The organism is Pseudoalteromonas sp. 120-MNA-CIBAN-0494 (genome assembly GCF_040308885.1).
In the GTDB taxonomy this organism is placed as follows: domain Bacteria; phylum Pseudomonadota; class Gammaproteobacteria; order Enterobacterales; family Alteromonadaceae; genus Pseudoalteromonas; species Pseudoalteromonas nigrifaciens.
Genome location: NZ_JBEOOE010000010.1, coordinates 68,125 through 80,138, shown reverse-complemented (window position 1 = coordinate 80,138; position 12,014 = coordinate 68,125). Strand labels below are relative to the sequence as shown.

At 40.8% G+C, this 12,014-nt stretch carries 9 protein-coding genes; 5 read left to right on the top strand and 4 right to left on the bottom strand.

Annotated elements, in window-relative coordinates; all coding sequences use genetic code 11:
• Positions 1 to 52: 52 nt before the first annotated feature.
• The 4 genes from cmk to gyrA all read right to left on the bottom strand — a co-directional run bounded on the left by cmk (position 53) and on the right by gyrA (position 6,252).
• Positions 53 to 763, bottom strand: a complete 711-nt coding sequence (gene cmk / locus AAEY55_RS08750; protein ID WP_011328104.1) for a (d)CMP kinase — start codon at positions 761 to 763, stop codon at positions 53 to 55.
• 105 nt (positions 764 to 868) lie between these two features.
• The gene (gene aroA, locus AAEY55_RS08745; protein ID WP_011328103.1) at positions 869 to 2,146 is read right to left on the bottom strand and encodes a 3-phosphoshikimate 1-carboxyvinyltransferase; all 1,278 of its coding nucleotides are present in this window, start codon (positions 2,144 to 2,146) and stop codon (positions 869 to 871) included.
• A complete protein-coding gene (serC, locus tag AAEY55_RS08740) occupies positions 2,146 to 3,228 on the bottom strand; it encodes a 3-phosphoserine/phosphohydroxythreonine transaminase (RefSeq protein ID WP_350550873.1) in 1,083 nt (360 codons plus the stop codon). The genes aroA and serC overlap by 1 nt, the downstream gene beginning before the upstream one ends.
• A gap of 324 nt (positions 3,229 to 3,552) precedes the next feature.
• The gene (gene gyrA / locus AAEY55_RS08735; RefSeq protein ID WP_011328101.1) at positions 3,553 to 6,252 is read right to left on the bottom strand and encodes a DNA topoisomerase (ATP-hydrolyzing) subunit A; all 2,700 of its coding nucleotides are present in this window, start codon (positions 6,250 to 6,252) and stop codon (positions 3,553 to 3,555) included.
• 177 nt (positions 6,253 to 6,429) lie between these two features.
• Between gyrA and ubiG the strand changes: the two genes are divergently transcribed.
• The 5 genes from ubiG (at position 6,430) to yfaE (ending at position 11,982) form a co-directional block, all read left to right on the top strand.
• Positions 6,430 to 7,140, top strand: coding sequence for a bifunctional 2-polyprenyl-6-hydroxyphenol methylase/3-demethylubiquinol 3-O-methyltransferase UbiG (ubiG, locus tag AAEY55_RS08730; RefSeq protein ID WP_086996055.1), 711 nt, complete (start codon positions 6,430 to 6,432; stop codon positions 7,138 to 7,140).
• Positions 7,140 to 7,820 (top strand): HAD-IA family hydrolase, encoded by a 681-nt coding sequence (locus AAEY55_RS08725; protein ID WP_350550869.1) that lies wholly within the window; start codon positions 7,140 to 7,142, stop codon positions 7,818 to 7,820. The genes ubiG and AAEY55_RS08725 overlap by 1 nt, the downstream gene beginning before the upstream one ends.
• 412 nt (positions 7,821 to 8,232) lie before the next feature.
• The gene (nrdA, locus tag AAEY55_RS08720; protein ID WP_011328098.1) at positions 8,233 to 10,515 is read left to right on the top strand and encodes a class 1a ribonucleoside-diphosphate reductase subunit alpha; all 2,283 of its coding nucleotides are present in this window, start codon (positions 8,233 to 8,235) and stop codon (positions 10,513 to 10,515) included.
• Positions 10,516 to 10,582: 67 nt separating this feature from the next.
• Entirely contained in the window at positions 10,583 to 11,713 is a 1,131-nt protein-coding gene (gene nrdB / locus AAEY55_RS08715; protein WP_011328097.1) for a class Ia ribonucleoside-diphosphate reductase subunit beta, read from the top strand.
• A complete protein-coding gene (gene yfaE / locus AAEY55_RS08710) occupies positions 11,713 to 11,982 on the top strand; it encodes a class I ribonucleotide reductase maintenance protein YfaE (protein WP_011328096.1) in 270 nt (89 codons plus the stop codon). The genes nrdB and yfaE overlap by 1 nt, the downstream gene beginning before the upstream one ends.
• Positions 11,983 to 12,014: the final 32 nt, after the last annotated feature.

Genomic DNA, 12,014 nt, shown 5'->3' with positions numbered 1-12,014 from the left:
TGCATGGGGTTGTTAAAATAGCACTGGCATCCTGCTGGTGCATAAAATGTGTTTAGCTTCGTTTAGGAAGCCGACCTTCAGAGATAGCCGTATCCAATAAAGTTAATACCTTATCATATACTTGCTGTGCATTAAGCTCGCTAGTATCAAGCTCAATAGCATCCTCTGCAGGCACAAGTGGCGCAACGGCACGATTCATATCGCGATCATCACGCTCTTGAATGTCTTTTAATAGACCACTCAGTGTAACATTAAGACCGCGAGCATTCAACTCAACAAAACGTCGTTTGGCGCGTTCTTGTGCACTGGCGGTTAAAAATATTTTTAGCGGTGCATCTTTAAAAACCACAGTACCCATATCACGACCATCAGCAATTAGACCTCGTTCAGTTCTAAATGCGCGTTGGCGACGTAATAACGCTTCGCGTACGCGAGGTAGTGCTGCTACTTTTGATGCTGCAGCCCCTACTTCTTCGTTACGGATTGTGGTGGTTACATCCTCACCTTCTAAAACAACCTTTGCTGCATTAGTTTGACTATCTACCAAAAACTGCACATCTAAGTTAGCAGCTAAGGGAACTAATGCATCTTCGTTATCTAATGCGATTTGATGGTGAAGTGCCGCTAGAGATAAAACGCGGTAAATTGCGCCACTATCAAGTACATCCCATCCCAACTTTTCGGCTAACAAGCGACAAACAGTTCCTTTACCTGAACCACTTGGGCCATCTACGGTGATCACGGGCATTAATAACGCCTGCATTTAAACCTCCTACAATGCACACCTAAGTAAACCGCAATATTATACGTCAGTTATTTAAATAGATCGCTATTAGTGTGTAACTTTTTATTAATTAACATCAAAAACCTACTCACTAACTGATGCTAATACATTGAAAAATGTCGGAAATGTTTTATAAGTACACTTAGGATCATTAATCGTGATTGGCTTTCCACCTACGGCAACCATAGCAAAACACATGGCAATGCGATGGTCATCGTAAGTATCAATTGCCACATCGTTAAAGTGTTTCGGGGGAGTGATTTCTATAAAATCGTGCCCTTCTACAACTTCTGCGCCCACTTTTCTGAGCTCAGTTGCCATAGCGTGTAGTCGATCGGTTTCTTTTACGCGCCAATTATAAATATTACGAATAGCCGTTGGCCCTTTAGCGAACAGAGCCACAGTGGCTAATGTCATTGCTGCATCAGGTATGGCATTTGCGTCAATATCAACACCGTTTAATTGGCCTTTACGAACAACTAAACGCTCATCATACCAATCTATTTTAGCGCCCACTTGTTCCATTACTTTAGCAAAGCCAATATCGCCTTGCACCGATTTAGCACCGACACCTTTAATTTCAATTTCGCCACCGGCAATTGCAGCTGCAGCTACAAAGTAAGATGCAGAAGACGCATCGCCTTCAACCATAATACGTTCAAGTGACTGGTACTGTTGACCACCTTTTACGGTAAAAGTTGCATAATTACTATGCTCAACTTCTATTCCAAAGCGTGCCATTACATCAAGGGTAATATCAATGTAGGGTTTAGATACTAAAGTGCCTTTAATCGTTATTTTGGTATCACCATTAAACAGTGGTGCAGCCATTAGTAATGCAGTTAAAAATTGACTTGATATACTGCCGTCAATTGCAACTTCACCACCGTTAATTTGCCCACCTATAATTTTAAGCGGTGGGTAATCTTTATTTTTGCTGTAAGTAATATCACCGCCAAGTGCTTGCAGCGCATCGACTAAATGCCCTATTGGGCGCTCTTCCATGCGTGGCTCGCCAATCAGTTCGTACTCACCTGCAACCGCAGCAAGTACAGCGGTTAAAGGACGGTAAGCTGTGCCTGCATTACCTAAAAACAAAGGCTCTCTTGGGGTTTTAAATACCCCACCAACACCTTGTACTGTAGCAACTGTTCGCTCTTGGTTTAAGCTAACGTTAACACCTAATAATTGTAACGCGCCCAACATATGGCGTATATCGTCGCTATCAAGTAAGTTTTCAACAACAGTAGTGCCATTTGCTAATGCCGCTAATAACAATATACGGTTTGATAAGCTTTTTGAACCCGGCAGAGTGACGCTGCCATTAACACGCGAAATAGGTTCTAAGCGTAATTGTTCCATTAGCTATTTTCCTTTGCAAAAGCAGCCATAAAATCAACAAGCGCTTGCACGCCCTCAAGTGGCATTGCGTTGTAAATACTGGCGCGCATTCCACCTACAATTCTATGGCCTTCGAGTGCTAGCAAGCCCGCTTTGTTTGATTGAGCAACAAACTTACTGTTTAAGCTTTCATCATTTAACCAAAAAGGGACGTTCATACGCGAGCGACTATGCTTAGCTACTTTATTAGAATAAAAATCAGAATTATCGATAAAATTATAAAGTAGTTCAGCTTTTGCAATATTTTGTGCTTCCATGGCTTTTACACCACCATTTTGCTCAAGCCATTGGAATACTTCAGCCGCTAAATACCATGCAAATGTTGGTGGCGTATTAAACATACTGCCCTGCTTGGCCTCTAGTGCATAATCTAAAATACCTGGTTTAGGAAGCCCTTCACGTGCTAGTAATGTTTTACGTACGATAACGATTGCAATGCCCGAAGGACCTATATTTTTTTGTGCGCCAGCGTAAATTAAATCAAATTGATTAACGTCAATTTCACGCGATAAAATAGTTGACGACATATCTGCAATAATTGGCGCTGTTGGATGACTCGGTACATCAAAAATCTCTAAGCCATCAACGGTTTCGTTAGGGCAATAGTGAATGTACGACGCATCTGCTGGCAACTGCCAGTCTGCCACTGCTTTAATCGAAAATTGACCATCGGTATCGTTACGAACATCGATAGCAGTAGTTTGGGTAAACTTATTTGCTTCATCCGTTGCACTTTTTGACCATACGCCGTTTTCGCAGTAAACCGCTGATTTATTTTCCTGATGTAAATTTAATGGCACAGCACTAAATTGACCGCGACCGCCACCATGCATAAACAGCACTTCAAATTCATCGCTAATATTCATTAAACGACGCAGGCTCGCTTCACATTTTTTAGTGAGCGCTAAAAACTCTTTACTACGGTGACTCATTTCCATCACCGATACACCCAAACCTTGCCAATCTATAAATTCTTGTTGTGCTTTTTTCATTACTGCTGGCGGTAACATGGCCGGCCCCGCACAAAAATTATACTTACTCATTACCTTTTCCTCATTCCAGTAATTAAAAAATTAAACACCCAATTACCATTCAATCAAGTTATACACATTAAATTAAAGCTGTGATCATTAAGTGGGCTGTAGCCTCACTCATAGTATTAAAGCCTTCATTACCTATAAGGCTGCATTAATGCAGCAAACAGAGCAATATAAAACAATTACTGAGAACAACTATATATATAAATTAACGTCTTTCAATTGAGTCTTTTTGCTATTGTAAAAATTATTTTATTGCGCAGTATTATTAATATTAATTTTATTCAACACCATTAAAAAAAGCGGCCAAGGCCGCTTTTTTAATCTCAATTATTCTGAAGGAGGATTATCATCCGCTACTTCATCAATAACCGTATCAACTGTTTCGACGTCTTCGATATCAATTAAGTCACTTTCGGTGACTTCAATCTCTTCTATACGTTGTAAACCAACTACTTGCTCTTCGTCAATAGTTCTGATCAAAATAACACCTTGCGTGTTACGTCCAACCGTAGAAACTTCATTAACGCGAGTTCGTACTAAGGTACCACGATTTGAAATAATCATTATTTCATCGTTATCGTCAACTTGTACAGCACCTACAACCGCACCATTACGCTCACTTACTTTAATAGACACTACACCTTGAGTCGCACGACTCTTCGCTGGGTAGTCTTCAAGTAAAGTACGTTTACCGTAGCCGTTTTCAGTCACGGTTAAAATAGCACCATCTGTTTTAGGCACAATTAACGATACTACGCGTTGTCCTTCAGGCATTTTAATACCACGAACACCTGTAGCTGTACGGCCCATAGGACGAACACCTTTGAAGCGAATCTCAGGGTTACCTTCTTCGTCTAGTACTGGGTTACCGTTTTCATCAACAACCGTTGTTTCTTCTGCTTCTTTAAAGCGTACTACTTTACCTGCATCGGTAAACAACATAATTTCGTTGCTGCCATCGGTAACATCAACACCAATTAGGCTATCGCCTTCATTTAGGTTAACCGCAATAATACCGCTTGCACGTTGACGACTGTATGCCGTTAGTGGTGTTTTCTTCACTGTACCAAATGCGGTTGCCATAAAGATGTATTTATCTTCTGCATACTCGCGTACTGGTAATATAGCGGTAATACGTTCATCTGCCTCAAGTGGTAATAAGTTAACAATTGGTTTGCCGCGCGCTGCACGACTTGCAAGTGGTAACTGATACACTTTAAGCCAATATAAACGACCAGCCGTTGAGAAACACAATATAGTATCGTGCGTATTAGCAACTAATAAACGTTCAATGAAATCTTCATCTTTCATCTTCGTTGCCGATTTACCTTTACCACCACGACGCTGCGCTTCGTAATCAGACAGAGCCTGATACTTAACATAACCTTCGTGAGAAAGCGTTACTACTACGTTTTCTTCGGTAATTAAATCTTCAAGGCTGATATCGTGTGCTGCGGCATTTATTTCAGTACGACGCTCATCACCATATTGCGCTTTAATTTCAACTAACTCATCGCGAATAACTTCCATTAAACGCTCTGGTGTTGCCAAAATATGTAAAAGCTCAGCAATTAAATCTAATAACGATTGGTATTCAGTTAGAATCTTTTCGTGTTCTAAACCCGTTAGCTTATGTAAGCGTAAATCTAGGATTGCTTGAGCTTGTTGCTCAGAAATAAAGTATTGACCATCGCGAATACCTAACTCAGCAGCTAACCAATCTGGGCGGGCAACGTTGTCTTCGCCTGCTTTATCAAGCATGGCTTTTACGTTACCTAATTCCCACGAACGCGCTGTTAAAGCAACTTTTGCTTCAGCAGGTGTTGGTGAATTACGAATAAGCTCAATAATTGGGTCGATGTTTGCCAGTGCAATTGCTAAACCTTCTAGCATATGTGCACGGTCACGCGCTTTGCGTAAATCAAAAACAGTACGACGAGTTACTACTTCACGGCGATGAATAATAAACTCTTCAAGCATTTCTTTTAAATTAAAGCACTTAGGCTGGTTGTTAATTAACGCAACCATATTCATACCAAACACAGTTTGTAACTGCGTTTGCGCATATAAATTATTTAAAATAACTTCGCCTACGTCACCACGTTTAATCTCAATAACGATACGCATACCGTCTTTATCTGATTCATCACGTAGCGCACTAATACCTTCAATTTTTTTATCTTTAACCAGCTCGGCAATTTTTTCAATTAGGCGCGCTTTGTTAACTTGATAAGGTATTTCGTGAACAATGATAGTTTCACGATGCGTTTTTTCATCTACTTCTATTTCAGCGCGGGCACGCATGTACACTTTACCACGGCCAGTTAAATAGGCTTGCTCTATGCCTTTTTTACCGTTGATAATTGCAGCAGTTGGAAAATCTGGGCCCGGGATATAATCCATTAACTCTAAAATAGATAATTCAGGGTTTTGAATGAGTGCTAAACAGCCATTTACCACTTCAGTTAAGTTATGAGGTGGAATGTTTGTTGCCATACCTACCGCAATACCCGATGAACCGTTTACTAATAAGTTAGGAACTCTGGTTGGTAAAACGTCAGGGATTTGCTCAGTGCCGTCGTAGTTAGGAACGAAATCAACCGTTTCTTTTTCAAGATCGGCTAATAATTCATGCGACATTTTTGCCATACGTACTTCTGTATAACGCATTGCCGCTGCTGAATCACCATCAACCGAACCGAAGTTACCTTGACCATCTACTAGCATATAACGCAGTGAGAATGGCTGTGCCATACGTACTATAGTGTCGTAAACAGCACTATCGCCGTGTGGGTGGTATTTACCGATTACGTCACCGACAACACGTGCCGATTTTTTGTAAGGCTTGTTCCAATCATTACTAAGCTCGTTCATTGCAAACAAAACGCGGCGGTGAACAGGTTTTAAGCCATCACGCACGTCTGGTAATGCACGTCCTACAATTACGCTCATTGCGTAATCTAAGTAGGAGTTTTTTAACTCGTCTTCAATATTGACTGGCAGAATGCCATGGGCGAGATCAGTCATTGATATCACATTCCTTCAGTATCAGCTCTTAAACACCCACTATTAGGTATCAAGAGAATTTGTTATTATTGCTAAAGAAACATGCTACCACAATTTATTTAGATTTACAGGCGCAAAACTTTGCGATTTACCAATTTAGCCCTATATAATGCCCCCAGATTGACGAGGAAGTATTTTATGACCGAACATCAAAATGTAGATCACGCAGAAATTGCAAAATTTGAGGCCATCGCAGAGCGGTGGTGGGATTTAGACGGGGAATTTAAACCGCTTCACGAAATAAACCCCTTACGTTTAGACTTTATAGCCAATAAAACTGGCGGTCTATTTGACAAAGAAACACTAGACGTAGGTTGTGGCGGCGGTATTTTAAGCCAAAGCATGGCGCGCATGGGGGCAAAGGTAACCGGCATAGATATGGGCCAAGAGCCTTTAACTGTTGCCAAATTACACAGCCTAGAGACAGGCGTACATGTAGAGTATATTAAAGTACCTGCTGAACAATATGCATCCGAGCACCCTGCTCGCTTTGATGTAGTAACCTGTATGGAAATGCTGGAGCATGTACCCGATCCGGCTTCTATTATTCATGCTGTTGCAGAGCTTGCAAAACCCGGTGCTGATGTGTTTTTTTCAACACTTAATAAAACCCCTAAAGCCTATTTGTACGCCATTATTGGTGCAGAAAAGTTATTGAAAATGGTGCCTGAAGGCACTCACGATCACAAAAAGTTTATTAAACCAGCACAGTTAATTGCCTGGGCTGAACAAGCGGGTTTAAAAGTGCGCGCCAGTGCTGGGTTATCTTATAATCCATTATCTAAGCAGTACTCGCTTAATACCGACGTAAGCGTAAATTATATTCTGCATTTTGAGAAGTTAGCGTAATGGTCAGCTCTCAATCAACGTCACCTACTATAGAGTACGATGCTTTTTTATTTGACTTAGATGGCACTTTACTCGATACCGCTGATGACTTAGGTACAGCTTTAAATACCGTACTGCGTTCGCAGCAATTAGATACAGTAAGTCGTGAGGTATATCGCGCTGCTGCATCTAATGGCGCAGCAGCCTTGTTAGAGGTCGGTTTTAAAGATAAATGGGGTGAGCAACCGCAAGCACAACTCGTTAAGCAATTAATTGATGCCTACGCGGCTAACATAGCCAAACACACCAGGTGCTTTGCTGGTATTGAGCCACTACTTATCGAACTGGAGCGAAAAAACATCAAATGGGGGATCATGACTAACAAACCCGGATTTTTAACCGCCCCTTTAGTAGCCGCGATCCCTGCTTTAAAAAATGCCTGCGTGGTTATCAGTGGCGATACTTTAGCTGAAGCTAAACCTTCGCCTTTACCTTTACTACATTGTGCCAAGCTAATGGGCGTTGCGCCTAATCGTTGCTTGTACATTGGCGATGCTTTGCGTGACATTCAAGCAGGTAAAGCGGCAGGTATGCACACCGCAACCGCACTTTGGGGTTACGTGCCTAACTTAACCGAAGTTTTGAGCTGGCAGGCCGATTTTAATTGGCAAAGCCCTATTGAAGGTTTTAACCATATATAGTGCTATGTTAATTATTAAACACTATATATTGTGATTGTGTTAGTTTTCACACAAAGCCTGCTGATAAAAAAAGCAGTCAAAATATATTTTTAAAAAGCGTAAATTTAGTAGATCCTTAGTTGATTTTTGTAAATTTCAACTTAACCGAATGTTCGAAGGTTAATGCTTACTAACACAAATGTGTTATCCCGACGTTATCCACAATTAGGGGCAATTCTGTCCCTTGCAAAACAACGCGGACCACACTATCTTGTGATCTCTAATTTGAACAACACCAGATATTGTGGCTAAATGTTATTCAATAAAATCGCCTGAATTGGTGTAAACAATAATAAATGAATAGATACTCTGTTATTTTGGAGTATTAATCATTGGTCAAAATACTTAATTTCCAAGGAATACAGGCAAAACTATGAACCAACAGTTATCTGTAAGCAAACGTGACGGCCGTAAAGAGCCACTTGATCTTGACAAGATCCATCGCGTTATTGAATGGGCCGCCGAAGGGTTAAATAACGTTTCGGTTTCGCAAGTTGAATTAAAATCACACATTCAATTTTACGACGGTATTCGTACTAAAGATATTCACGAAACCATCATTAAAGCTGCAGCCGATCAGATTTCAAAAGAATCTCCTGATTATCAGTATTTGTCAGCACGTTTAGCTGTATTCCATTTACGTAAAAAAGCGTATGGCCAATTTGAGCCACCACGTTTATTTGATCATGTAACAAAAATGGTTGGCGACAAACGCTACGACGCTCACCTACTGGTAGATTACACCGAGCAAGAGCTTGACGAATTAGACGAATACCTAGATCACAGCCGTGACCTTAACTTTAGTTATGCTGCGGTTAAACAGCTTGAAGGTAAATACTTAGTTCAAAACCGTGTAACCGGTGAGATTTATGAAAGCGCGCAGTTTTTATATATTTTAGTCGCAGCTAGCTTGTTTGCTGACTACCCTCGCGATACACGGATTGCGTATATAAAACGTTTTTACGATGCGATTTCATTGTTTAAAATTTCACTGCCTACGCCAATTATGGCAGGTGTTCGTACGCCAACACGCCAGTTTAGCTCGTGTGTATTAATTGAATGTGGTGACAGCCTTGATTCAATTAACGCCACCTCGTCTGCAATTGTTAAATACGTATCGCAACGTGCCGGCATTGGCATTAACGCAGGTCGCATTCGTGCACTGGGTAGCCACATTCGCAATGGCGAAGCGTACCATACGGGTTGTATTCCTTTTTATAAGCACTTTCAAACAGCGGTTAAAAGCTGTTCGCAAGGCGGTGTACGTGGCGGCGCAGCAACCTTGTTCTACCCGCTTTGGCATTTAGAAGTAGAAAACCTGTTAGTACTTAAAAATAACCGCGGGGTTGATGACAACCGCGTGCGTCATTTAGATTACGGCGTACAGTTTAATAAACTAATGTACTCGCGTTTAATTAAAGACGACTACATTACCTTGTTTAGCCCCTCTGATGTGCCAGGCCTTTACGATGCATTTTTTGAAGACCAAGACGAGTTTGACGCGCTTTACGTAAAATACGAGCAAGACGAATCAATTCGTAAAAAACGCATTAAAGCTATTGAACTGTTCTCAATGTTTGCGCAAGAACGTGCAAGTACCGGTCGTATTTACTTACAAAACGTTGACCACTGTAATACGCACAGCCCGTTCATTGCTAAAGTGGCACCTATTCGCCAATCTAATTTATGTTTAGAAATTGCATTACCAACTAAGCCGTTGGATAACGTAAACGACGAAGAAGGCGAAATTGCGCTATGTACACTCTCTGCATTTAACTTAGGGGCTATTGAGTCACTAGATGAACTTGAAGAATTGGCTGAGCTTGCTGTACGCGCTTTAGATAACTTACTTGATTTTCAAGACTACCCAGTACCGGCTGCAAAAAATGCCACTATGGGTCGTCGTACTCTAGGAATAGGCGTAATTAACTACGCATACTACCTAGCTAAAAACGGTAAGCGTTATTCAGATGGCAGCGCAAATGCACTAACGCACAAAACATTTGAAGCGATTCAATACTACTTAATGAAAGCATCAAACGAGCTTGCTAAAGAGCGTGGTGCATGTCCTAAGTTTAACGAAACAACCTACTCTCAAGGTATAATGCCAACAGATACGTACAAGCGAGATCTTGACAAAATTTGTGATGAGCCACTACACCTTGATTGGGATGCATTACGTGCCAGCATTAAAGAGCACGGTATGCGTAACTCAACAGTAAGTGCGCTAATGCCATCAGAAACATCGTCGCAAATTTCTAACGCAACAAACGGTATTGAGCCACCACGTGGTCATATTAGCGTTAAAGCAAGTAAAGACGGTATTTTAAAGCAAGTTGTACCTGAATATGAACGTTTAAAAGATAACTACGAGTTACTGTGGGATATTCCTTCAAACGATGGTTACTTACAACTTGTGGGTATAATGCAAAAATTTATTGACCAGTCTATTTCGGCCAATACAAATTATGATCCTGGTAAGTTTGAAGGCGGTCGCGTACCGATGAAAGTCTTATTAAAAGATTTGCTTAGCGCCTACAAACTGGGTGTTAAAACCTTGTACTATCACAATACCCGCGATGGTGCATCTGATGCACAAGAAGATACACCGGATCTTGAAGATGATGATTGCGCAGGCGGCGCGTGTAAAATTTAATTTTTGAGTTTTTATTTTAAGCGGGCACTAAGCCCGCTTTATTCTGATAGTTTTTTGAGTGATAAACATGTCTTATACTACCTTTAGTCGTAAACATAATAACCAAATGGAAGAGCCAATGTTTTTTGGCCAAACCGTTAACGTATCTCGTTATGATCAACAAAAATACCCTATTTTTGAAAAACTAATTGAAAAGCAGCTTTCGTTTTTTTGGCGCCCAGAAGAAGTAGACGTAAGCAAAGACCGCTTAGACTTTCAAGCATTACCTGATCATGAAAAGCATATATTTTTAAGTAACTTAAAATATCAAACATTGCTTGATAGCGTACAAGGGCGTTCACCAAACGTGGCCCTACTACCTATTGTATCGCTACCAGAGTTAGAAACATGGATAGAAACGTGGGCGTTTAGTGAAACGATTCATAGCCGCTCGTACACGCATATTATTCGTAATGTTACCCAAGCACCTGAACTTATTTTTGATGACATAGTTAGCAATGACAAAATTAGTGAACGTGCCGATGCGGTAACAAAATACTACGATGATTTAATTAACTCAGTGTCGCTTTACAATTTATACGGTGAAGGCAAACATGAGATTAACGGTAAATCTGTTGTTGTTAATTTATTTGAGCTGAAAAAGAAACTTTACCTGGCAATGATGTCGGTAAATATTTTAGAAGCGATTCGTTTTTATGTCAGCTTTGCCTGCTCGTTTGCGTTTGCTGAGCGTGAATTGATGGAAGGTAACGCTAAAATAATCAAGCTTATTGCCCGCGATGAAGCGCTACATTTATCTGGCACTCAGCATATTTTAAATATTATGCAAGACGGTAAAGACGATCCAGAAATGGCGATTGTTGCCGCGCAGTGCCGCGACGAAGCAATTAAAATGTTTGTGGACGCTGCAGAGCAAGAAAAAGAATGGGCCGAGTACTTATTCAAAGATGGCTCAATGATTGGCTTAAATAAACACATTTTATGTCAGTACGTTGAATACATTACCAACGCTCGAATGACAGCCATTGGTTTTCCTGCACAGTTTAAAAACAACAGTAATCCTATCCCATGGATAAACTCTTGGTTGGTGTCAGATAACGTGCAAGTAGCACCACAAGAAGCTGAAATTAGCTCCTACCTTGTTGGTCAAATAGACTCGCAAGTTGATGCCTCTGAATTTGGTGACTTTGATTTATAATGACTGATCGACCTACTGCAAGCATTACGCTTGCAGATAACAGCCAGTGCATAGAATTTAGCACTGGCTGCCCTTCTGTTTTACACTGCCTAGAATCTCAACAGATAGAAGTGGCCTTTCAATGCCGCGAAGGCTATTGCGGTGCCTGTAGAGCGACTTTAGTGTCAGGTAAAGTTGATTATAATGAAGAGCCTCTAGCGTTTGTACGCGACGGCGAAATACTGTTGTGCTGCTGCAAACCTAATGGCGACATACATATTAAACTTTAACTTCATTTAAACCAAACAGTCTAAAAATCACT